This window comes from Geodermatophilus sp. SYSU D00815, from assembly GCF_054050035.1.
Window position 1 is genome coordinate 37,675 of the sequence record NZ_JBJGYO010000003.1, and the last position, 21,582, is coordinate 59,256.

General features: G+C 75.6%; 22 protein-coding genes and 2 pseudogenes. 19 read left to right on the top strand and 5 right to left on the bottom strand.

Annotation, left to right across the window (positions count from 1 at the left end):
• Positions 1-65: 65 nt before the first annotated feature.
• The 3 genes and pseudogenes from ACI78S_RS04695 to ACI78S_RS04705 all read left to right on the top strand — a co-directional run bounded on the left by ACI78S_RS04695 (position 66) and on the right by ACI78S_RS04705 (position 2,929).
• Positions 66-1,463: a glutamine synthetase gene (locus ACI78S_RS04695; protein ID WP_456971061.1), complete on the top strand. Its 1,398-nt coding sequence runs from the start codon at positions 66-68 to the stop codon at positions 1,461-1,463.
• 447 nt (positions 1,464-1,910) lie between these two features.
• Positions 1,911-2,381, top strand: a pseudogene (locus tag ACI78S_RS04700) (DUF222 domain-containing protein); the annotation flags it as partial.
• A 134-nt stretch (positions 2,382-2,515) separates the two neighbouring features.
• Positions 2,516-2,929 carry an HNH endonuclease signature motif containing protein gene (locus ACI78S_RS04705; protein WP_456971321.1) on the top strand — a complete coding sequence of 138 codons (414 nt, stop codon included), beginning with the start codon at positions 2,516-2,518 and terminating at the stop codon, positions 2,927-2,929.
• A 189-nt stretch (positions 2,930-3,118) separates the two neighbouring features.
• Here the strand turns inward: ACI78S_RS04705 and ACI78S_RS04710 are convergent, their stop codons facing one another.
• Positions 3,119-3,520 (bottom strand): hypothetical protein, encoded by a 402-nt coding sequence (locus ACI78S_RS04710; protein WP_456971062.1) that lies wholly within the window; start codon positions 3,518-3,520, stop codon positions 3,119-3,121.
• A 349-nt stretch (positions 3,521-3,869) separates the two neighbouring features.
• Here ACI78S_RS04710 and ACI78S_RS04715 point away from each other — a divergent pair, with 349 nt between their 5' ends.
• The 6 genes from ACI78S_RS04715 to ACI78S_RS04740 all read left to right on the top strand — a co-directional run bounded on the left by ACI78S_RS04715 (position 3,870) and on the right by ACI78S_RS04740 (position 8,550).
• Positions 3,870-4,361: an Hsp20/alpha crystallin family protein gene (locus ACI78S_RS04715; protein ID WP_456971063.1), complete on the top strand. Its 492-nt coding sequence runs from the start codon at positions 3,870-3,872 to the stop codon at positions 4,359-4,361.
• A 70-nt stretch (positions 4,362-4,431) separates the two neighbouring features.
• Entirely contained in the window at positions 4,432-4,791 is a 360-nt protein-coding gene (locus ACI78S_RS04720; protein ID WP_456971064.1) for a MerR family transcriptional regulator, read from the top strand.
• A gap of 70 nt (positions 4,792-4,861) precedes the next feature.
• A complete protein-coding gene (locus ACI78S_RS04725) occupies positions 4,862-5,170 on the top strand; it encodes a metal-sensitive transcriptional regulator (RefSeq protein ID WP_456971318.1) in 309 nt (102 codons plus the stop codon).
• An 18-nt stretch (positions 5,171-5,188) separates the two neighbouring features.
• Entirely contained in the window at positions 5,189-5,398 is a 210-nt protein-coding gene (locus ACI78S_RS04730; RefSeq protein WP_456971065.1) for a heavy-metal-associated domain-containing protein, read from the top strand.
• Between the two features lie 7 nt (positions 5,399-5,405).
• Entirely contained in the window at positions 5,406-6,266 is an 861-nt protein-coding gene (locus tag ACI78S_RS04735) for a hypothetical protein (RefSeq protein ID WP_456971066.1), read from the top strand.
• Positions 6,267-6,309: 43 nt separating this feature from the next.
• Positions 6,310-8,550: a heavy metal translocating P-type ATPase gene (locus ACI78S_RS04740; protein ID WP_456971319.1), complete on the top strand. Its 2,241-nt coding sequence runs from the start codon at positions 6,310-6,312 to the stop codon at positions 8,548-8,550.
• A 118-nt stretch (positions 8,551-8,668) separates the two neighbouring features.
• Here ACI78S_RS04740 and ACI78S_RS04745 read toward each other — a convergent pair whose 3' ends face one another.
• Positions 8,669-9,160: an inorganic diphosphatase gene (locus ACI78S_RS04745; protein ID WP_456971067.1), complete on the bottom strand. Its 492-nt coding sequence runs from the start codon at positions 9,158-9,160 to the stop codon at positions 8,669-8,671.
• A gap of 142 nt (positions 9,161-9,302) precedes the next feature.
• On the opposite strand from ACI78S_RS04745, the gene ACI78S_RS04750 reads away from it, so the two are divergent.
• The 5 genes from ACI78S_RS04750 to ACI78S_RS04770 are packed head-to-tail and all read left to right on the top strand — an operon-like array spanning position 9,303 to position 12,833.
• A complete protein-coding gene (locus ACI78S_RS04750; protein ID WP_456971068.1) occupies positions 9,303-9,530 on the top strand; it encodes a hypothetical protein in 228 nt (75 codons plus the stop codon).
• On the top strand, positions 9,523-11,277 hold the full coding sequence (gene frdA, locus ACI78S_RS04755; RefSeq protein ID WP_456971069.1) for a fumarate reductase (quinol) flavoprotein subunit: 1,755 nt from the start codon (positions 9,523-9,525) through the stop codon (positions 11,275-11,277). Before ACI78S_RS04750 ends, frdA begins: the two co-directional genes overlap by 8 nt.
• 55 nt (positions 11,278-11,332) lie before the next feature.
• Positions 11,333-12,082 (top strand): succinate dehydrogenase/fumarate reductase iron-sulfur subunit, encoded by a 750-nt coding sequence (locus ACI78S_RS04760; RefSeq protein ID WP_456971070.1) that lies wholly within the window; start codon positions 11,333-11,335, stop codon positions 12,080-12,082.
• Positions 12,079-12,489 (top strand): hypothetical protein, encoded by a 411-nt coding sequence (locus ACI78S_RS04765; protein WP_456971071.1) that lies wholly within the window; start codon positions 12,079-12,081, stop codon positions 12,487-12,489. Before ACI78S_RS04760 ends, ACI78S_RS04765 begins: the two co-directional genes overlap by 4 nt.
• Positions 12,486-12,833: a hypothetical protein gene (locus ACI78S_RS04770; protein WP_456971072.1), complete on the top strand. Its 348-nt coding sequence runs from the start codon at positions 12,486-12,488 to the stop codon at positions 12,831-12,833. Before ACI78S_RS04765 ends, ACI78S_RS04770 begins: the two co-directional genes overlap by 4 nt.
• A gap of 7 nt (positions 12,834-12,840) precedes the next feature.
• Here ACI78S_RS04770 and ACI78S_RS04775 read toward each other — a convergent pair whose 3' ends face one another.
• Together ACI78S_RS04775 and ACI78S_RS04780 are read right to left on the bottom strand one after the other, a co-directional pair.
• Positions 12,841-13,764 (bottom strand): M56 family metallopeptidase, encoded by a 924-nt coding sequence (locus tag ACI78S_RS04775; protein WP_456971073.1) that lies wholly within the window; start codon positions 13,762-13,764, stop codon positions 12,841-12,843.
• Between the two features lie 16 nt (positions 13,765-13,780).
• Complete coding sequence (locus ACI78S_RS04780) at positions 13,781-14,125, bottom strand: BlaI/MecI/CopY family transcriptional regulator (RefSeq protein WP_456971074.1); 345 nt, start codon at positions 14,123-14,125, stop codon at positions 13,781-13,783.
• A gap of 112 nt (positions 14,126-14,237) precedes the next feature.
• On the opposite strand from ACI78S_RS04780, the gene ACI78S_RS04785 reads away from it, so the two are divergent.
• The 5 genes and pseudogenes from ACI78S_RS04785 to ACI78S_RS04805 all read left to right on the top strand — a co-directional run bounded on the left by ACI78S_RS04785 (position 14,238) and on the right by ACI78S_RS04805 (position 20,577).
• Positions 14,238-15,770 (top strand): cytochrome ubiquinol oxidase subunit I, encoded by a 1,533-nt coding sequence (locus ACI78S_RS04785; protein ID WP_456971075.1) that lies wholly within the window; start codon positions 14,238-14,240, stop codon positions 15,768-15,770.
• Between the two features lie 12 nt (positions 15,771-15,782).
• Positions 15,783-16,793, top strand: coding sequence for a cytochrome d ubiquinol oxidase subunit II (gene cydB, locus ACI78S_RS04790; protein WP_456971076.1), 1,011 nt, complete (start codon positions 15,783-15,785; stop codon positions 16,791-16,793).
• A pseudogene (locus tag ACI78S_RS04795) lies at positions 16,790-18,202 on the top strand (ATP-binding cassette domain-containing protein); the annotation flags it as partial. The gene cydB and the pseudogene ACI78S_RS04795, both read left to right, overlap by 4 nt.
• A 211-nt stretch (positions 18,203-18,413) precedes the next feature.
• Positions 18,414-20,132, top strand: coding sequence for a thiol reductant ABC exporter subunit CydC (gene cydC / locus ACI78S_RS04800; RefSeq protein WP_456971077.1), 1,719 nt, complete (start codon positions 18,414-18,416; stop codon positions 20,130-20,132).
• Between the two features lie 7 nt (positions 20,133-20,139).
• Entirely contained in the window at positions 20,140-20,577 is a 438-nt protein-coding gene (locus ACI78S_RS04805; protein ID WP_456971078.1) for a YccF domain-containing protein, read from the top strand.
• A gap of 1 nt (position 20,578) precedes the next feature.
• On the opposite strand, the gene ACI78S_RS04810 is transcribed toward ACI78S_RS04805, so the two are convergent.
• The gene (locus ACI78S_RS04810) at positions 20,579-21,409 is read right to left on the bottom strand and encodes an alpha/beta hydrolase (RefSeq protein WP_456971079.1); all 831 of its coding nucleotides are present in this window, start codon (positions 21,407-21,409) and stop codon (positions 20,579-20,581) included.
• Positions 21,410-21,582 lie beyond the last annotated feature (173 nt).

Consider the following 21,582-nt stretch of genomic DNA (forward strand, 5'->3'; position numbering starts at 1 on the left):
AACCGTGCGGAGTGTGCTCCCGCAGGGAGCCGGACGGGAAGATCCGGGCGTCTGGGGAGGTCGACGTGCTGCAGCAGGAGGAGCGGGAACGGCGGCGGGCGCGGGCGGAGGGGCTGCTCGACGGCCTGCGCGCAGCCGGGGTGGTCGGCGTCGTCCTGCCCTGGGTCGACACCACCGGGGTGACGCGGGTGAAGTCGGTGCCGCTCGACCGGCTGCCCGCCGCGGCGGCGTGGGGCGTCGGGATGAGCCCGGTGTTCGACGCGTTCCTCTTCGACGACTCGATCGTCGCCGGGCGCTTCGCCGGCAGCGCCGTGGGCGACCTGCGGCTGCACCCCGACCTCGACCGGCTCACCGTGCTCGCCGGGCAGCCGGGGTGGGCGTGGGCGCCGGTCGACCGCTACGACCAGGACGGCCGTCCGCACCCGCTGGACGCCCGCCTGCTGCTGCGCCGCGTCGTCGACGGGCTCGCGGCCGACGGGTTGTCGGTGCGGACGGCGTTCGAGGTGGAGTGGGTGGTCGGGCGCGCCGACCTGCCGCCGGGCAGCGAGCCGGGCGCGTTCGTGCCGGCGCTGTCGGGGCCGGCCTACGGCATGACCCGGCACGTCGAGGTCTCCGACTACGCGCGCGACCTGCTCACCGCGCTGGCCGCGCAGGGGGTGTCGGTCGAGCAGTTCCACCCCGAGTACGCCGCCGGCCAGCTGGAGATCAGCGTCGCCGCCGAGGACCCGGTGGCCGCCGCCGACACCACCGTGCTGCTGCGGCACACCATCCGGGCGGTGAGCGCGCGGCACCGGCTGAGGGCCTCGTTCTCGCCCAAGGTGGAGGCGGAGGGGGTGGGCAACGGCGGGCACGTCCACCTGTCGCTGTGGCGGGACGGCGGGAACCTGATGAGCGGCGGTTCCGGCCCGCTCGACCTCACCGCGGACGGCGAGGCGTTCACCGCCGGCCTGCTCGCGCACCTGCCCGCGCTGCTCGCCGTCGGCGCGCCGAGCGTCGCCTCGTACCTGCGGCTGGTGCCCTCGCACTGGGCCGGGGCGTTCGCCGTCTGGGGGCTGGAGAACCGGGAGGCGGCGGTGCGGCTGGTGACCGGCCCGGCCGGGCACCGGCGGTCGGCGGCGAACGTCGAGGTCAAGTCGCTCGACGCCACCGCCAACCCCTACCTGCTGCTGGCCGGCCTGCTCGCCGCCGGCCGCGCCGGCCTGGCGGGTGGGCTGCGGCTGCCCGAGCCGGTCGCGGTCGACCCCGCGGGTCTCGGGGAGGGGGAGCGGCGGGCGGCGGGCATCCACCCGCTACCGGCGTCGCTGGAGGAGGCGGTGCGCGCCTTCGAGGCCGACGACGTCCTGGCCGGGGTGTACGGCGAGCAGCTCGCGGCGACGATCGTCGACGTGCGCCGCGGGGAGACCGCGGCGCTGGCCGGCCGGTCACCCGAGGAGGTGGCGGCGGCGCTGCGCTGGGTGCACTGAGCGCGCCGGGCGCCGCGCGCGACGCTCGCCGGATCGGTGACGTCGAGCGGGATGTCCTGCTCAGCGGCCCGGAACTGTCGTACCCCCTTCCGTAGCCTGGGGCATGGCAGCGACCGCGACCCACGCCTCGTTCGAGGAGATCGTGGTCGACGTGCTGTGGCGGCCCGGCGTGCCGCGGCCGGCCACGGCAGCGGTGTCCAAGGAGGTCACGGCGGCCCGGTTGCAGCTGATCCAGGCCAACCGGGCGCGGCAGGCCGTCGAGGAGGCCGAGACCATCCTGCGGATGGCCGAGCTGTCCCCCGACGACGACGACCCGGCCCTCGGCACGCCCGGCGCGGGCAGCCGCACCTGGCGGCAGACCGAGCGCTCTTCCCCGGCGTCTCGGAGTCCTTCCCCCACGAGCTGTCGCTGGCCCTCGGCGCCGGCTACGGCACCGCGCTGCACAAGATGCGCCCGGCGTTCACCTGGCGCGACTCCCTCCCGGCGACGTTCGCCGCGATGCGCCGCGGCGAACTGGACGAGCGGCGGGGGCAGGTCCTCGCCGACACCTGGCGCACACCTGACCCTGCGCCGGCTCGGCAGGTGGAGGCGGTGGTGCTGCCGGAGGCGGTCGATCTCACCTTCGGTGCGCTGAAGCGGCGCATCCACGAGGTCCTGCTCGCACTCGACCCCGCCGCCGCCGACGAGAACCGGGAGCTGGCGGCGAGGAACGCAGACGTGTTCGTCGAGCCCGGCGGTGACGGCCGGGCGACGCTGGGGGCGGACCTGCCGGCCGACGAGGCCGCCGAGGGGCGCGAGTTCAACGACACCCTCGCGGCGACGGCCAAGGCCGACGGCGACGACCGGCCGATCGGGCAGATCCGCGCCGAGATCTTCTCCCTGCTCGTCCGCGGCGCCGCCCTCCCCGGCGCCGCCGGAGCGCGGGCGAGCCTGGTCATCACCGCCGCCCTGGAAGCGCTCGACGGCCGCTCCGCGGAGCCGGGCGACGTCAACGGCCATGCCATCACCCAGCGCACCTGCGCGATCTGCTCTCCCGGGTCGGCGCGCTGGGGTTGCGGAAGCCGGACGGCGGCAGCCTCACCCTCGCGATCACCGACGAGAACGGGGAGCTGCTCGGCACGCTGTCGCACGCCGATCTGGCGCGAGCCGTCGAGCGGGGGGAGGGACCGGACCCGCCGGCCGCGACCGGCCGCTGCACGCCGACGCCGGAGCATCGGGAGTTCGTCTCCACCCCCGATCGCACCTGCCGTGCCCCGTTCTGCGGGCGACGGGCCGCCTGGGCCGACCACGACCACGTCGTCCCGCACCCCTGCGGCGGGCAGACCTCCTGCACCAACCTGTGCTGCCTGCGCCGGACCCACCACCGGCTGAAGACGCTGTTCCAGGGGTGGCTGTCCGTCATGGAGCCCGACGGCACCCTGCCCGTCACCACGCCGTCCGGGATCACCCGCACCACCGAGCCGTGACTGCTGCGACGACGACCCCCACCGCCACCGCCCGACCGGGACGACGACCCGCCACCGTTCTGACCCTCGCCCGGTCCGGCCCTCGCCTCGACGACCCGACATGTCGGCTCGTCCCCATGTCGACGTGCCGACACGTGCTGCGGTCGATCACCGCAGCCGCTCGCCCCCTTCAGGTCGAGGCCGCCGGCATCACCGCGTGCCGGACGACTCGGAGACGGCCGCGGTCACCGGCAGCTGTTCCCGCGCGGGTGCCCCCTGCTGCCGCGGGATGGCCGCCAGGACGTCGTCGGCGGTCGCGCGGGCCCGGCGGCGGTAGCCGACGGCGTACATCGCCGGGATGGAGAACATCCCCGTCTGCGGCGCTTCCTCGACCCCCGCGGCGCGCACCGCCCGGACCAGGTCGTCCATCCGGCCCCCGGACTCCTCGCTGTCCCACGTCTCGACGGCCGTCATCGCGCCGCCCTGACGCCGCAGGTGCCGGGCGAGGCAGCCGGGCGGCAGGTCGCCGTCCTGCGGTATGGCGCGGACGATCTCCTCGTACCGGTCCGGGCCGGGGTCGTTCCAGCGCAGGTGGACGCAGATCAGTGACATGGCTTCCCCCAGTCGACGCTGCTCTTGCTCGGTCGACGTCCCCCGGCGCCACGGGCGGAACCCCGAGAAGAGGCGGGTGGCGTCGAACGGCTGCTCCGACCCGTCAGGGCACCGGACGGTCCTGCCGGACGCGGGCTCCTGCTGACCCGCACGGGCAGGGATGCAGCCCCCCCTGTATGGCCCACCCCGACACCGGGAGACAGAGGCGAAGGGCTCGCTCCGGCAGAGGGAACAAATCTGGCGAGGAGACGTTTACTCGGGTGAGCGACCGAGGTAATCTCCAGTTGCCACTGGAGGTTCCACCTCGGGCAGCGAACACCACAGCGAGACCCAGGAGGTTGACACAGCGATGGCCATGCTGACCGCCTACGACCCGTTCGCCGCCACCAACAGCGCCTTCCGGCTGCTGGACCAGCTGACCGGCCGCATGGGGACGGCCCGCCCGCTCTCCGGGATGCCGATGGACGCCTACAAGGTCGGCGACAACTTCGTCGCCCACTTCGACCTGCCCGGCGTCGACCCCGGCTCGATCGACCTGTCGATCGAGGGCAACACCCTCACCGTGACCGCGGAGCGGTCGGTACCGCAGCTCGAGAACGCCGAGTGGATGGCGGCCGAGCGCCCGTACGGCAGCTACACCCGCCAGCTCGTCCTCGGCCGGAGCCTCGACACCGACCGGCTCGAGGCCAGCTACCACGACGGCGTGCTCACCGTGAGCATCCCGGTGGCCGAGAAGGCGCGTTCCCGCAAGATCCAGGTGACCCGCGCCGACACCCCCGCATCGGTGGAGCACCGCACGATCGAGGGCGAGTCGCACGAGTCCAAGGCCGTCGAGGCCTGATCGACGGCGGACGCACGAGGGGCCGGCCCCGGACCGGGGCCGGCCCCTCGGCCTTTCCCGAGGAGGTGCCGTGACCGAGCAGGACCCGCTGCGCCGGCTCGACGACCCGGACTACCCGGCGCTGACCATGAGCCAGGCCGCCGAGCTGCTCGGCGTGCAGGCCGCGTTCCTGCGCAGCCTCGACAGCTCCGGCGTGCTGCAGCCGCACCGCTCCCCCGGCGGGCACCGGCGCTACTCCCGCACCCAGCTCACCGTCGCCGCCCGGGTCCGCGGCCTGCTCGACGACGGCCACTCCCTCGCCTCGGCCGAGACGATCGTGAACCTGCAGGACGAGCTCGCCGAGGCCCGCGCGGACGTCGACCGGCTGCGCGCCGACGTCGACCGGCTGAGCCAGGAACGCGGAGAGGGGCGGTGGCACAGGAAACCCTAGGGGGGTATGGTTCCTGTCGTGACCGCGGGCGGACGCCCGCCACCGGCACGGCAGGAGGGACGACGTGGCGATCGAGGAGCCCGGCAGCGCGCCGGCCCACCACGGGTACATCAACCGCAAGCAGGACTACCTGACGCGCCTGCGCCGCATCGAGGGCCAGGCCCGCGGGCTGCAGCGGATGGTCGAGGACGAGAAGTACTGCATCGACATCCTCACCCAGGTCTCGGCGATGACGAAGGCGCTGCAGTCGGTCGCCCTCGGCCTGCTGGAGGAGCACCTGTCCCACTGCGTCGTCTCCGCCGCGCAGGCCGGCGGCCCCGAGGCCGACGAGAAGGTCCGCGAGGCCGCAGACGCGATCGCCCGGCTCGTCCGCTCCTGACCCCCGAGAGGAACCCCCATGAGCACCGCCACCTACACCGTCACCGGCATGACCTGCGCCCACTGCGTGAACGCGGTGAGCGAGGAGGTCGGCGCCCTGCCCGGGGTCACGCACGTCGAGGTCGACCTCGACTCGGGTGCGCTGACCGTGACCAGCGACCAGCCGGTCGACGACGACGCGGTCGCCGCGGCCGTCGACGAGGCCGGGTACGCGCTCGCGGGGCGCTGAGCGCACCGTGAGCACGCCCGTCAAGGTCGCCGCCTTCGCCCTGGGCCTGGTCGCCGTCTTCGGCGCGGCCCTCGGCGTGGGCGCGGCCGTCGGCCCGGTCGCGGCCGCGCCGGCGCCCTCCGAGGGCGGGCACGCCGACGACGGTGGGCACGCCGCGGCACCTCCCGCGGCCGCCGCCCAGCCGGCCGGCCTCGCCGTCTCCGACGGCGGGTACGCCCTCGGCCTCGATGCGGCCGCGCTGCCGGCGGGACCGGCCACCGAGCTCGCCTTCCGGGTCCTCGGACCCGACGGCCACGCCGTCACCGGCTTCGAGGTCGAGCACGAGCAGCGGCTGCACCTGATCGCCGTCCGCCGCGACCTGTCCGGGTACCAGCACGTGCACCCGCAGATGGCGGCCGACGGCACCTGGACCGTCCCGCTGGCGCTCACCCCCGGCAGCTGGCGGGTCCTCGCCGACTTCGTGCCGAGCGCCGACGGGCGGAAGCGCGTGCTCGGCGCCGACCTGACCGTGCCCGGCGAGCTGGCACCGGCCGAGCTGCCGCCGCCCTCGCCGACGGCCGAGGTGGACGGCTACACCGTCACGCTCGACGGCGCCCTCGCCCCGGGCGAGGAGTCGCGGCTGGCCTTCGCGGTGAGCCGGGACGGGCGGCCGGTCACCGATCTGCAGCCGTACCTCGGGGCCTCGGGCCACCTCGTCGTGCTGCGCGCCGGCGACCTCGGCTACCTGCACGTGCACCCCGACGAGGGCGCCGACCTGTCGTTCGCCACCACCGCGCCGACCGCGGGCACCTACCGGTCGTTCCTCGACTTCCGGCACGGCGACGTCGTCCGGACGGCGGAGTTCACCCTGGAGGTCCCCCGTGGCTGAGCGGACCACCGAGCTGCGGACCACCGAGCTGCTCATCGGCGGCATGACCTGCGCGTCGTGCGCCGCCCGCATCGAGAAGAAGCTCAACAAGCTCGACGGCGTCACCGCCACCGTCAACTACGCCACCGAGAAGGCGAAGGTCTCCTTCGCCGACGGCGTCACCACCGACGACCTGATCGCCACCGTCGAGAAGACCGGCTACACCGCGACGCTGCCGCAGCCGCCGGAGCCCGAGGCCCCGGCGGAGGCGGACGCGGTGGACGCGCTCCGCACCCGCCTGCTCGTCTCGGTGGTGCTGAGCGTGCCGGTGATCGCGCTGGCGATGGTGCCGGCGCTGCAGTTCGAGCACTGGCAGTGGCTGTCGCTCACCCTGGCCGCGCCGGTGGTGGTGTGGGGCGGGCTGCCGTTCCACCGCGCGGCCTGGACCAACCTGCGGCACGGCGCGGCCACCATGGACACCCTCGTCTCCCTCGGCACGCTGGCCGCGTTCGCGTGGTCGCTGTACGCGCTGTTCTGGGGCACCGCCGGCGAGCCCGGCATGACCCACCCCTTCGAGCTCACCGTCGAGCGGGGCGACGGCAGCGGCAACGTCTACCTCGAGGCCGCCGCCGGCGTTACCGCGTTCCTGCTGGCCGGGCGGTACTTCGAGGCCCGCTCGAAGCGGCGGGCCGGGGCGGCGCTGCGGGCGCTGCTCGAGCTCGGCGCCAAGGAGGTGTCGGTGCTGCGGGGCGGCACCGAGCACCGGGTCCCGGTCGCCGAGCTGCGCGCCGGGGACCGGTTCGTCGTCCGGCCGGGCGAGAAGATCGCCGCCGACGGCGTGGTGACCGAGGGCTCGTCGGCGGTCGACGCCTCCGTGCTCACCGGCGAGTCGGTGCCGGTCGAGGTGGGGCCGGGCGACGCCGTCGCGGGCGCCACCGTCAACGCCGGCGGCCGGCTGGTCGTACGGGCCACCCGCGTGGGCGCGGAGACGCAGCTGGCGCAGATGGCGCGGCTGGTCGAGGAGGCGCAGAACGGCAAGGCCGACGTGCAGCGCCTGGCCGACCGCGTCTCCGGCGTCTTCGTGCCGATCGTGCTGGCGCTCGCCTTCGGCACGCTCGGCTTCTGGATCGGCGCGGGCGCCGGGCTGCCGGCCGCGTTCACCGCCGCGGTCGCCGTCCTGATCATCGCCTGCCCGTGCGCGCTGGGACTGGCCACGCCGACCGCGCTCATGGTCGGCACCGGCCGCGGCGCCCAGCTGGGCATCCTGATCAAGGGCCCGGAGGTGCTGGAGAGCACCCGCCGGGTCGACACCGTCGTCCTCGACAAGACCGGCACCGTCACCACCGGTCGGATGACCCTGCTCGACGTCGTCGCGGCGCCCGGCGAGGACGCCGGCGAGGTGCTGCGCGTCGCCGGGGCGCTCGAGTCGGCCTCGGAGCACCCGATCGCCCAGGCGGTGGCCCGGGCGGCCGCGGGGGCCGGCCGCCTGCCGGCGGTGGAGGGCTTCACCAACGTCGCGGGGCTGGGCGTGCAGGGCGTCGTCGAGGGCCGCGCGGTCGTCGTCGGCCGCCCGCTGCTGCTGGCCGACTGGTCCGCGCCCCTGCCGGCGTCGCTGGACGACGCCCGGCGCGCGGCGGAGGCGGCGGGCCGCACGGCGATCGCGGTCGCCTGGGACGGCGCCGCCCGGGGCGTGCTCGTCGTCGCCGACGCGGTCAAGCCGACGTCGGCCGCGGCGGTGCGCCAGCTGCGCGCCCTGGGCCTGCGCCCGGTGCTGCTCACCGGCGACAACGAGCGGGCCGCCCGCGCGGTCGCCGCCGAGGTGGGCATCGACGAGGTGGTCGCCGAGGTGTTGCCGGCCGACAAGGTCGACGTCGTGCGGCGGCTGCAGGACGAGGGCCGCGTGGTGGCGATGGTCGGCGACGGCGTGAACGACGCCGCCGCGCTCGCCCAGGCCGACCTCGGGCTGGCCATGGGCACCGGCACCGACGTCGCCATCGAGGCCAGCGACCTGACCCTGGTGCGCGGCGACCTGCGGGCAGCGGCCGACGCGATCCGGCTCTCCCGCCGGACCCTGGCGGTCATCAAGGGCAACCTGTTCTGGGCGTTCGCCTACAACGTGGCCGCGCTGCCGCTGGCCGTGGCCGGGCTGCTCAACCCGATGATCGCCGGCGCGGCGATGGCGTTCAGCTCGGTGTTCGTGGTGAGCAACAGCCTGCGGCTGCGCGGGTTCGCGCCGCTGCCGGAGAACCGCGACGCCGCGCTGCCGGTGCCCGCCGGGCGCGTGCGGGAGCCCGCCGGCGCCTGAGCGCGGGCCCGCCCTCGGCACCGAGAAGGCACTCCGTGCACGGGACACGGCCGGACACGCCGCACGGCCGTGCACGGAGTGCCTTGTCGGCCGCCGCCCGGCCGCCGTCCGGCCGTGCTCAGCCCTGCTGCTGCTCGGCGAAGCGCCGGCGGGCGTCCTCCAGCGCCTTGACCCCGCCGGCGGCCTGCTCCCAGTGGCCCATCTCGGTCGTCTTGTCGGGCTCGAGCTGCTTGTAGACGTCGAAGAAGTGCCAGAACTCCGCGATCTGGTGCATCGGCACGTCCTCGAGCTCGTGCAGGTGCGCGAACCGGGGGTCGTCGGCCGGCACGCACAGCAGCTTGGCGTCGGGGCCGGCCTCGTCGCGCATCCAGTAGACGGCGATGATGCGGGCCCGGACGAGGCAGCCGGGGAACGTCGGCTCGCCGACCATGAGCAGGACGTCGATCGGGTCGTCGTCCTCGGCCAGGGTGTCGGGCACGAAGCCGTAGTCGGCCGGATAGCCGGTGGCGGTGAACAGCGTGCGGTCCAGCCGGATCCGCCCCACCGCGGGGTCGTACTCGTACTTGTTCCGCGACCCCTTGGGGATCTCGACGACCACGTCGACGTCCACGGCAGCGACCCTGGCCCGGCGCCCGGGCCCCCGCAAGCCGAGGGCATCCCGCGTCGCCGCATCCCTTCCCAATCCGGTCGACGCGGAGCACGCTCGTCCTGCCCGGTCGAGGTCGCTGTCCCTGCGCCGAGGGTGGTGGGCCGTGAGTGCAACCGCTGCCGCGTTCGAACCGAGGCTCGCGCCGTGCGGACACCGGCACGGCGGCGAGCAGTACGTGACCGAGGACCACGAGGGCCTGGTCACCGAGGACCTGCGCTGGTCCTGCGGCTGCCGGACCACGCGGGAGGAGTTCCACGACGGCAGCTGCCACCGGATGGTCGTCCACCACAACGGGAGGGTGCTGACGGACGAGGAGTGGCGCGGTGAGTGACGGCGCCGTGCGCGCCGCGCACGACGTCCTGATCGTGGGAGGGGGCGCCGCGGGCCTGCGCGCCGCCATCGCCATCGCCGAGACCGGGCCCCGGCTCGACGTGGCCGTGGTGAGCAAGGTCTACCCGATGCGCAGCCACACGGTCTCGGCCGAGGGCGGCGCGGCGGGCGTGATCGCCGCCGACGACAGCCTCGACGAGCACTGCTACGACACGGTGTCGGGCAGCGACTGGCTCGCCGACCAGGACGCCGTCGAGGCCTTCGTCCGGGCGGCCCCGGAGGAGCTCCTCCAGCTCGAGCACTGGGGCTGCCCGTGGAGCCGGCGACCCGACGGCCGCGTCGCGGTCCGGGCCTTCGGCGGGATGAAGAAGATGCGCACGTGGTTCGCCGCGGACAAGACCGGCTTCCACATGCTGCACACCCTGTTCCAGACGTCGCTGCAGCACGGCGGGGTCAGGCGGTACGACGAGCACTTCGTGACCCGGCTGCTGGTCGACGACGGCCGGGTGCACGGGGTCGTGGCGATCGAGCTGGTGACCGGCCGGACCCAGGCGATCACCGCGAAGTCCGTGGTCCTGTGCACCGGCGGCTGCGGCAAGGTCTTCCCCTTCACCACGAACGCCACCATCAACACCGGCGACGGCATGGCCCTGGCCTACCGCGCGGGCGCGCCGCTCGAGGACATGGAGTTTGTGCAGTACCACCCGACCGGGCTGCCGTTCAGCGGCATCCTCATCACCGAGGCCGCCCGCGCCGAGGGCGGCTGGCTGCTGAACCGGGACGGCTACCGCTACCTGCAGGACTACGACCTGGGGCGGCCGACCCCGACGCCGGAGCTGCGCAGCATGGAGCTCGGCCCCCGCGACCGGCTCTCGCAGGCGTTCGTGCACGAGGTCGAGAAGGGGCGGACGACGGACTCGCCGTACGGCCCGATCGTCCACCTCGACCTGCGGCACCTCGGCGAGGAGCTGATCGACGCGAAGCTCCCCTTCGTGCGCGAGCTGTGCCTCAAGTACGAGCGGATCGACCCGGTGCACGAGCTGGTCCCGGTGCGCCCGGTGGTGCACTACATGATGGGCGGCGTCGCCACCGACCTCGACGGGGCGACCCCGCTCGAGGGCCTCTTCGCCGCCGGTGAGACCGCGTGCGTGAGCATCAACGGCGCCAACCGGCTGGGCTCCAACTCGCTGCCCGAGTGCCTGGTGTTCGGCGCCCGGGCCGGGCGGGCGGCGGCGCGGTACGCCGCCGAGGCGGGCGCGACGCCGTCCGCGGTCGAGGCGCAGGCGCGCGACGAGGTGCGCCGCCTGGAGCACGACCTGCTGGGCGGCGGGCCGGGCACCGAGAGCATCGCCGCCCTCCGCGACCAGATGCAGGCCACGATGGAGGAGGCCGCCGGCATCTTCCGCACCGGCCCGGAGATGGCGAAGGGCGCCGACACCCTCGCCGAGCTGCAGGAGCGGGTGGGCGACGTCGGGCTGGCGGACACCAGCCGCTCGTTCAACACCGAGCTGCTGGCCGCGCTGGAGCTGGCCAACATGCTCGACGTGAGCGAGTGCATCCTGCGGTCGGGCATGCAGCGGGAGGAGTCCCGGGGAGCGCACCAGCGCACCGACTTCCCGGCGCGCGACGACGCCCGCTTCCTCTGCCACCTGCTGGTGCACCGCGAGCCGGACGGCACCGCCCGGGTCGAGCGCAGGCCGGTGACCATCACCCGGTGGCCGCCGGGCGAGCGGGTCTACGGCAGGTGACGGTGCCTCGGGAGGGGACGGTGCCTCGGGAGGGGACGGTGTCTCGGGAGGGGACATGGCGGACAGCATCCGGATGAGGGTGTCCCGGTACCGGCCGGAGACCGACACCGAGCCGCACTGGCAGGAGTACGACGTCCCGCTGCGCAAGGAGTGGACCGTCCTCGACGGCCTCAACCACGTCAAGAACGAGGTCGACACCACGCTGTCGTTCCGCTGGTCGTGCCGCATGGGCATCTGCGGCAGCTGCGGGATGACCGTCGACGGCGAGCCCGAACTGACCTGCGGGGCGTTCCTCAGCGACTACGCGCCGGGCCCGGTGACCGTCGAGCCGCTCGCCCACTTCCCGGTGGTGCGCGACCTCGTCGTCGACCTGTCCGACTTCATGGCGAAGCTGCCGCGGGTCAAGCCGTGGATCATCCGGGACGACGACCACCGGACGGTCGAGCCCGACGTGGAGTACCTCCAGACGCCCGCGGAGCTGGACGCCTACAAGCAGTTCAGCATGTGCATCAACTGCATGCTCTGCTACGCCGCGTGCCCGGTCTACGGGCTCGACCCGGAGTTCACCGGGCCGGCCGCCATCGCGCTCGCCGAGCGGTACGACCTCGACTCGCGGGACCAGGGGAGCCGGCAGCGGCTCGACGTGCTGGTCGAGCACGAGGGCGTCTGGGGCTGCACCTTCGTCGGCGAGTGCACGCGGGTGTGCCCCAAGCACGTCGACCCCGCGGCGGCCATCCAGCGCTACAAGCTCAAGGCGGCGGCGGCCACGGTGAAGGCCTTCCTCCTCCCCCGGGGCGCGCGGTGACCGCCGCCGGGGGCACGCCGACCGGGCTGCGCCCCTACCGCCGGCCGGTCTCGACCTGGTGGTGGACCCGCAAGCGGACCTACCTCGTCTTCGTGCTGCGCGAGCTGAGCAGCGTCTTCGTCGCCTGGCTGGTGGCGTACCTGCTGCTCCTCGTGCGCTCCGTCGGCCGGGGCGAGGCGGCCTACCGGGACTTCCTCGAGTGGGCGTCGGCGCCGTGGGTCGTCGCGCTGAACGTCCTCGCGCTGGCCTTCGTGCTGCTGCACGCCGTGACCTGGTTCAGCCTCACGCCGCAGGCGATGGAGGTGCGGATCGACGGCCGCCCGGTGCCCCGGTTCCACATCGTCGCCGGGCAGTACACGGGCCTGGTCGTGGTCTCCGCGTTCGTGTTCTGGCTGGTGACCCGGTGACCAGGCGGCGGGTCGAGCCGCTCGTGTGGCTGGGGTTCAGCGCCGGCGGGGTGCTGGCCGCGGTGCTCCTGCCGAGCCTGGCGTTCCTGTTCGGGCTGGCCGTGCCTCTGGGCTGGGTCTCCCCGGACCACGGGCACCTCCGCGCCGTCGTCGGGCACCCGCTGACCTTCGTCGTCCTGCTGGGCGTGTTCGTGCTGCTGCTCGTGCACAGCGCCCACCGGTTCCGGTACACGCTCTACGACGGGCTGCAGATCAAGCGGAAGCGGACCGTGGCGGTGCTCTGCTACGGCGCGGCGGCGGTGGGCTCGCTGGCCGCGCTCGCGGTGCTCTGGTCGGCCGCCTGACGCACGGTCAGAAGGCGGGTAGCAGGAGCAGCAGGGTCGGCAGGAGGAGCAGCAGGGCGGCCGCGGCGAGCGCGCCCCAGCGGGCGGCGGCGGGCAGCGGGGACGGCGGCTCGAGCAGCCGGACGACGCGCGCGCCGGTCGCGCTGCCGGCGACGGCGAGCGCCCCGGCCGGCACCCCGCCCCCGGAGCCGCCGGCGACCGCCACGATCGCCTCGGCCAGCGTCCGCCGGGACCCGCCGGGCAGCAGCCGCAGGGCGACGTCGTCGGCGCGCATCTCGACCAGCTGCCGCACCGACGCGTGCGCCCGGGCGGCGGCCGGCAGCACCGGCAGCGCCTCCTCCCACGCGACGAACGGCAGCAGCAGGAGGTGGTGGCGCTCCTTCAGGTGCGCCCGCTCGTGGGCGACGACGGCGGCGAGCTGGGCGTCGTCGAGCTCCTCGACCATGCCCGAGGAGAGCACGAGCAGCGGGCGGGCGCCGGGGATGCAGAACGCCACCGGCGCGGGGTGCTCCAGCAGCCGGGTGTCGGGCTGCGCGGCCGGCCGCACGACCAGCTCGAGCAGCTCGCGGTGCCGCCGGCGGGTGCGCGCGGTGCGCACCCAGGACAGCGCGAGGACGCCGAGCAGCTCGGCGGCGAGCACGCCGGCCAGGGTGAGCGTGACCCAGTGGTCGCCGCGCACCGGGTCGACGGCGGAGTGCCCGCGCAGCACGGCCCACGCGGCCTCCGGCAGGGAGTGACCCCACGGCGCGAGCCCGTGCACGAGCAGCGCGCCGATGATCGACAGGCCGCCGGCCAGCCCGATCGCCTGCCAGCAGACCAGCGCCACCAGCGGGTCGCGCCGCGGCCACCGGGCACGGGCCAGCACCGCCGGCACCGGCCAGGCGAGCAGGGCGGCGAGCACGGCCAGGGCGGCCGCGGAACCGGGCAGCACGGCGGGTCGGGACGGCTCAGCCGCGGGCGAGCAGCTCGCGCAGCAGCTGCGCCTCGTCCTCGCTCACGGTGCCGACGAAGCGGGCCAGCACGGCCTGCCGGTCGGCGGACTGGCCGAGCACCTCGTGCATGAGCTCGGCGGCGTGCTCCTCGCGGCTCGCCCGCGGGGCGAAGCGGCGGGGCCGTGCGTCGTCGTGGACGACGAAGCCCTTCTGCTCCAGGCGGGTGAGCACCGTGTGCACCGTGGTCAGCGCAAGCCCGCGGTCGGCGAGCTCGTCGCGCAGCGTCGTCGCCGCGACCGGTCCGTCGGCCGCCCACAGCCGCTCCATCACCGCACGCTCCAGGTCACCGAGCGAGGCCACGAACCCTCCTGTCGGGCAGGTCACACCGCGAGTCTTCTACGCAATGTAGAAAACAGTCTTCTACGGGGCGTAGAAAGAACACGTCGATGGTACGACAGAGGGAGACCGCACGGTGGACGTGCTCGGCCTTGACACGTTGGACGTGGCCCGGTGGCAGTTCGGCATCACGACCGTCTACCACTTCCTGATGGTCCCGCTGACCCTCGGTCTGGGGGTCCTGGTCGCCGTCATGCACACGCTGTGGCTGCGCACCGGAAAGCCCGAGTGGCTGCGGATGACCCGCTTCTGGGGCCGCATCTACCTGATCAACTTCGCCCTCGGCGTCGCCACCGGCCTGGTGCAGGAGTTCCAGTTCGGCCTGGCCTGGAGCGAGTACTCCCGCTTCGTCGGCGACGTCTTCGGCTCGCTGCTGGCGATGGAGGCGCTGCTGGCGTTCTTCCTCGAGTCGACGTTCCTCGGCCTGTGGATCTTCGGCTGGGACCGGCTGCCGAAGAAGCTGCACCTCGGCGCGCTGTGGGCGGCGGTGATCGGCTCCTGGATCAGCGCGTACTTCATCATCGCGGCCAACTCCTGGATGCAGCACCCGATCGGCGTCACGCTCACCGACGAGGGCCGCCCGGAGCAGGTGGACTTCCTCGCCGTCCTCACCAACAACACCGCGCTGGCCGCGTACAGCCACGCCGTCGTCGCCTCGCTGATGGTCGCCGGGGCCCTGCTGGTCGGCATCGGGCTGTGGCACCTGCGCCGCCGCAAGCTGGCCGGCAAGGCCACCACGGACGTCGACCACGCGGTCTGGCGCCGCTCGGTGCGCCTCGGCGGCTGGGTGTCGCTGGCGGCGTTCGTGCTGGTCGCGGTCACCGGTGACTGGCAGGGCAAGCTCATGTACGAGCAGCAGCCGCTGAAGATGAGCTCCGCCGAGGCGCTCTGCGAGACCGAGGCGCCGGCGCCGTTCTCGGTCTTCGCCTGGGGCAAGCTCGGCTCCAACGAGTGCGACGACGTCCACTCGATCACCGTGCCGGGTCTGCTGTCGTTCCTCGCGCACAGCGACTTCTCCACCGCCGTCCCGGGCGTGAACGAGCTGCAGGAGGAGTACGCCGCCGTCTACGGCGAGACCTACCCCGACGACCCGTCGTTCGGCGACAAGGCCGGCGAGCCGATCGACTACACCCCGGTGCTCGCGGTGACCTACTGGAGCTTCCGGCTGATGATCGGGATGGGCGCGGTCTCCGCCGCGGTGGCCGCCTACGCGCTGTGGGCCACCCGGAAGGGCCGGGTGCCGACCTGGCGGATCGGCGTGTACGGCTCGCTGCTGGCGGTCGCCGCGCCGTTCGTGGCCAACGCGGCCGGCTGGGTCTTCACCGAGATGGGCCGCCAGCCGTTCGTCGTCTACCCCAACCCCGACGTGCCGGTCGGCGAGCAGGTGTACTTCTTCACCGCCCAGGCCGTCTCGCCCGGCATCAGCGCCGCCGAGGTGTGGACGTCGCTGATCACGCTCACCGCCGTCTACGGCGTGCTCGCCGTTCTCGAGCTCTTCCTGATCACCCGCTTCGTCCGCACGGGCGCGTCGGACGACGACGCCCCGACCCCCGGTGAGCCCCGCGGGGGCACGCCGGAGCAGGACGACGTCCTCTCGTTCGCGTACTGAGGAGCGCCCTCCGTGGACCTGCAGACCCTCTGGTTCGTCGCCGTCGCCGTGCTCTGGACCGGCTTCCTCCTCCTCGAGGGCTTCGACATCGGCGTGGCCGCGCTGCTGCCGGTGCTCGGCCGCTCGCGGCAGGACAAGCACCTCATGCTGCGCACCATCGGCCCGGTCTGGGACGGCAACGAGGTGTGGCTGATCACCGCCGCGGGCGCGATCTTCGCCGCCTTCCCCGGCTGGTACGCCAGCTGGCTGCCGGCGCTGTACCTGCCGTTCGTGCTGGTGCTGCTCGGCCTGATCGTCCGCGCGGTCGCCTTCGAGTGGCGGCACTCGCACCACGACGAGCGCTGGGACACGACCTGGACCCACGTCATCACCGCCGGCTCGCTCGTGGCCGGCCTCGGCGTCGGCGCCGCGCTGGGCGCCACCACCCTCGGCCTGCCGATCGACGACGCCGGCAACCGGGTGGGCGGCGCGTTCTCCGGCCTCGGCTGGTCGGCGCTGCTCGGCGCGGTCGCCGTGGCCGCGTTCGCGGTGGTGCACGGCGCGCTGTTCCTGGCGCTGAAGACCGACGGCGACGTGCGGCTGCGGGCGCGGGCGTTCGCGCTGCGCTGGTCGCCGGTGGCCGCGGTGCCGCTGCTCGCCTGGGCCGGCGTGGTGCACCTGCGCTACGGCACGGCGGTCACCGCGGTGCTGTGGGTGGTGGCCGCGCTGGCCGCCGTGGTCACCTGGACCCGCATCCGGCTGGACCGCGAGGGGCAGGCCTTCACCGGCTGGGCCCTGCTGCTGGTCGCCTCGGCCGCGACGCTGTTCGGCGCCGCCTACCCGGTGCTGATCCCCTCGACGGTCGACCCCGCGTTCGACCTGACCGTCGCCGAGGCGTCGGTCAGCGACTACACGCTGACCGTCATGACCTGGGTGGCCGCGGTCGGACTGCCGGTGGTGCTCGCCTACCAGGCGTGGACGTACTGGGTGTTCCGCAAGCGGCTGACCGCCGAGCCGGTGCACGACGAGGCCGCGGCCGCATGAGCGGACGCGGACCCCTCGGCGCGCTGGCCGGAGTGCCGGGGCTGCGCGGTGCGCTCGCCCGGGCGGCGCTGGCCGCGTTCGTCTCGACCGCCGGGCTGGTGCTGCTCGCCGGGGGGCTGGCGACGGCGATCGCCCGGATCGCCGGCCTGGCCACCGGCTCCCCCGGCACCCCGTTGGTGATCGCGGTCGCCGGCGTCGCGTTGCGGGCGCTGGCCTCGACCGCCGGTGAGGCGCTGGCCGCCCGCGACGCCCGCCGGGCCGAGGACGCGCTGCGCCGCGCCCTGCTCGACCGGCTGGCCGCCGAGCCGGCCGCGGTGACGGCGGCGGGCGGGCCCGGGCCGGCCGCCGTCCTGGCCACCACCCGGCTGGCCGACCTCGGCCCGGGGCTGGCCGCCTTCCTGCCGGCGCTGGCGCAGGCGCTCGTCGTCCCGCCCGTGCTGCTGCTCGTGCTCGCGTGGACCGACCTGCTCTCGGCGGTGATCGTCGCGCTCACCCTGCCGCTGGTGCCGCTGTTCATGGTGCTGGTCGGCAAGCACACCCGCGAGGGCACGACCGCCGCCGCGCGGGCGCTGGACCGGATCGCCGCGCACGTCGCCGAGCTGGTCCGGGGGCTGCCCGTGCTCGTCGGCCTGGGCCGGGCCGCCGACCAGGCCGCCGCCCTCGCCGAGCTGGGCGACTTCTCCCGGCGCAGGACGCTGGCCACGCTGCGGCTGGCCTTCCTCTCCGCGCTCGTGCTCGAGCTCATCGCCACCCTGTCGGTCGCGCTGGTGGCGGTGACCGTGGGCCTGCGCCTGGTGCACGGCGACCTGGCGCTCGCCGTCGGGCTCACCGCGCTGCTGCTCGCGCCCGAGGCGTTCGCCCCGCTGCGCGCCGTCGGCGCCGCGCACCACGCGAACGAGGCGGCGTCGCTCGCGGCGGCCGAGGCACGTTCGGTGCTGGCCGCGCCGGCCGCCCCGCCGGTGGTCAGCGCAGGGGCGGACGACGACCCGCGCGGCGCCGACGTCGCGGTCTCGGGGCTGTCGGTGCGGTACCCGGGGCGCGGGGTGCCGGCGCTGCCGCCGGTCGACCTGGCCGTGCGGCCGGGCGAGCTGGTCGCCGTCCGCGGGCGCAGCGGGTCGGGCAAGTCGACGCTGCTCGCGGCCCTGGCCGGGCTCACGCCGCCGGACGCCGTCGTGTCCGGGACGGTCACCGGGGTCGCCGCCGTCGCGTACGTGCCGCAGCACCCCCGCACCACCGGCGCGACCGTGGCCGACGAGCTGCGGCGGCACGCCGGCAGCCGGCCGGGCGCCGACGAGGTGGTCGGCGAGGCGTTCGTCGTGGAGGCGCTGGCCCGCGTCGGGGCGTCGCCCCTGGCGGGGCGGGACTGCGCGACCCTCTCCCCCGGCGAACTGCAGCGGGTGGCGCTGGCCCGCGCGCTGGTGCGGATCCGCCGCGGTGCGCGCCTGCTGCTGCTCGACGAGCCCACCGCCCACCTGGACGAGGCGGCCGCGGCCACGGTGACCCGCGTGCTCGCCGACCTGCGCGGCACGGTGACCGCGGTGCTGGTCACCCACGACCCCGCGCTGGCCGCCCTCGCCGACCGCGCCGTCGACCTGGCCGCCCCCGACGCCCCGGGCGCCCGTGCCACCCCCCGCGGCGTCCCGGGGGACGGCCGGGTCGGCGTCCGCCGGGGACGGCGGGCTGCGGTGGCCGCGGCGGGCGCTGGTCGAGGCGGTGGCCGCGGGGGCGGCCTCCTCGGGCGCCGGTGTGGCGCTGACCGCGGTGTCGGGCTGGCTCATCGTCCGGGCCGCGGAGATGCCGCCGATCCTCACGCTGATGGTCGCCATCGTCGGCGTGCGCGCGTTCGGCATCGGGCGGGCGGGGATGCGCTGGGTGGAGCGGATGACCGCGCACGACGCCGCCCTGCAGCTGGCGGCCGGCACGCGGGTGCGGGTGTGGCGGGCGCTGGCCGCGCAGGGCATCGCCGCCGACCGGACGCCGGGCGCCGCGCTGGCCCGCGTGGTCGGCGACGTCGGGCTGGTGCAGGACCTGTCGGTGCGCGTGGTGCCGCCGGTGCTGGTGGCGGCCACCGTCCTCACCGGCACCGTGGGCGCGCTGGCGCTGCTCGACCCGGCGGCGGCCGGCGCGGTGGCGGCGGTGCTGGCGGCCACGGCGGCCCTCGTCGTCCTCGTGCACCGCCGGGTCGACGCCGGCGCCGCCCGGGCCGACGGCGCGCTGCGGGTGGCCGCGCTGCGCGAGACCGCCACCGCGCTCGAGGGCGCCGGCGACCTGCGGGCGCACGGGCTGGCCCGGCACACCGCCGCCGACCTCGCCGCGCTGGCCGACCGGCAGGGCGCGGCGGCCCGCACCGGCGCCCGGGCCGCGGCGCTGGGCACCGGCCTCGTCGTCCTCGGGTCGGGGCTGGCCGCCGTCGTCGCGGCGGCGGTCGGCGCGGCCGGTCCGCTCGACGGCCCCGGCGTCGCGGTGCTGGCCCTGGCGCCGCTGGCGCTGGCCGAGCCGCTGTCCGCGCTGGTCGCGGCGCTGCAGCGGCGGGGCGCCCTCGCCGACGCCCGCGCCCGGCTGGACGCCGTCCTCACCGCGCCGGTGCCGGCCGACCCGGCCGCGCCCGAGCCGGCGCCGTCCCCGGTGCGCGCGCTGGCCGTCAGCGGCCTGACCGCCGGCTGGCCCGGCGGCCCCGACGTGTTCACCGGGCTGGACGCGGCGGCCGGCACCGACGGCTGGCTGGTCGTGCGCGGCCCGTCGGGGTCGGGCAAGTCGACGCTCCTCGCCGTGCTGCTGGCCGCGCTGCGACCGCGCGCCGGCGCGTACTCCCTGGCCGGCGTCGACACGGCGCGCCTCGCCGGCGACGACGTGCGGGCGCGGATCGCCTGGCTGCCGCAGGAGTCGCACGTGTTCGCCTCGAGCATCCGGGCCAACCTCGCCACCGCCGCGCCCCGCGGGGAGCTGGCCGGCCCGGACGGCGAGGCGCGGATGCGGGCCGCGCTGACCGCGGCCGGCCTCGGCGGGCTGCTGGCCACGCTGCCCGAGGGGCTCGACACCCCGGTCGGCGCGGGCGGCACCGCGCTCTCGGGCGGGGAGCGGCGCCGGCTGGCCGCGGCCCGGGCGCTGCTGGCCGACCGCGACGTCGTCCTGCTCGACGAGCCGACCGCGCACCTGGACCCGCCCACCGCGCGGGCCCTGGTGCGCGACCTGCGCGCCGCGCTGGCCGGCCGGGTCGTCGTCTGCGTGACCCACGACGACGACGTGGCCGGGCCCGGGGACACCGTGGTGCGCCTCGGCGCGCCCGCCGCGGTGACCGCCCGAGGCGTGGCGGGAACGGCACGCGGGCGCGGCTCGTGATCCTGGCGTGGACGGTCTCCGCCTCGTGCTCAACCTCGTCTGGTTCGTGATCCACGGCTGGCTGCTCGCGCTGGCCTACCTGCTGGCCGGGCTGATCGCCTGCGTGCTGGTGGTGACGATCCCGTTCGGCGTCGCCTGCTTCCGGCTGGCCGGGTACGCCGCCTGGCCGTTCGGCCGCACCACCGTGCGCGCACCGGGCGCGGGCGCGCCGAGCGCGCTGGGCAACCTGCTGTGGTTCGTGCTGGTCGGCTGGTGGCTCTCGCTGCTGCACGTGCTCGCCGGCATCGCCTACTGCGTGACGATCATCGGCATCCCGTTCGGCGTCGCGCTGTTCAAGCTGGCGCTGGTCGGCCTCTTCCCGCTGGGCAAGCGGGTCGTCGACACCGACCTGCCGCAGTCGTACTTCCGGGCCGGTACGACCGTCGGCGCCGCCCCCGCTCGCTGAGCTACCCCGCCGCCGAGGTCGGCGCGGCGGCGACGCCGTGCCGGCTCAGGAAGTCGAGGGCGGTGTCGGCGACGTCCCGCCAGCCGGAGTCGGCGCCGTAGGAGTGGCCCCGCCCGGGGAAGCTGGTGAACTCGGTGACCCCGGCGTTGCGCTTCGCCTGGATCCGGTGGGCCGCGCGCACGGTGGACTCGGGCACGGTGCGGTCCTCCCCCGCCGCGACCATCAGCAGGGGCCCGCGCTCGGCGCGGGTGTCCACCGCCGCCTCGCTGCGCGGCGCGAGGTTGGCCAGCCCGGCCTGGAACAGCGGCCGGGCCGGTGACGGGATCACGTGCGCCTCGTACAGCGCGTCGGACTCCGCCCGCGGGACGGCGCTGGCGAACGCCCGGTGGAAGCTCTCCGGCGTGTGCATCCAGGTGCGGCGCAGCAGCCAGGGCCGCGACAGCACCGGCAGCGCGTTGCGCAGCTGCACCGGCGGCAGGCCGAGGACGCCCTTGAACTGGGTCGGCGAGAGCGCGATGCAGGCGCGGGCGAACCCCATCGCGTGCAGCCGCTGCGCCACCAGCCCGCCGAACGAGTGCCCGACCACCACCGGCGGCGCCGGCAGCTCGGCGATGAACGCCGAGTAGGAGTCGGTCACCGCGGCGATGCCGACGTCGGCGACGGCCTCGGGGCGTGCCCGCGTCCCGGCGGCCGTCGGGGCGTCACCCGGCCAGCCGGGGGCGTGCGCCGCGAAACCGCGGGCGGTGAACAGCTCCACCCACGGCGCCCAGCTGCTCGAGTGCAGCCACAGGCCGTGCACGAAGACGACGGGGACGCGGTCGGGCTCGCTCACGCAGCACCTCCAGGACGACGGGGTTCCCGACGCTAGGGACGCGCCGGCCGGCGCGGTGTGCTCTGCGTGCCAGCTTCCGGTCCTCCCCTGCCGCCGGGGGCCGGGGCATGTACAGCCCGCGGGCCGACCGGCCAGGATCGGGCTCCTCGGCAGCGCCGCCGGCCGATCCGGAG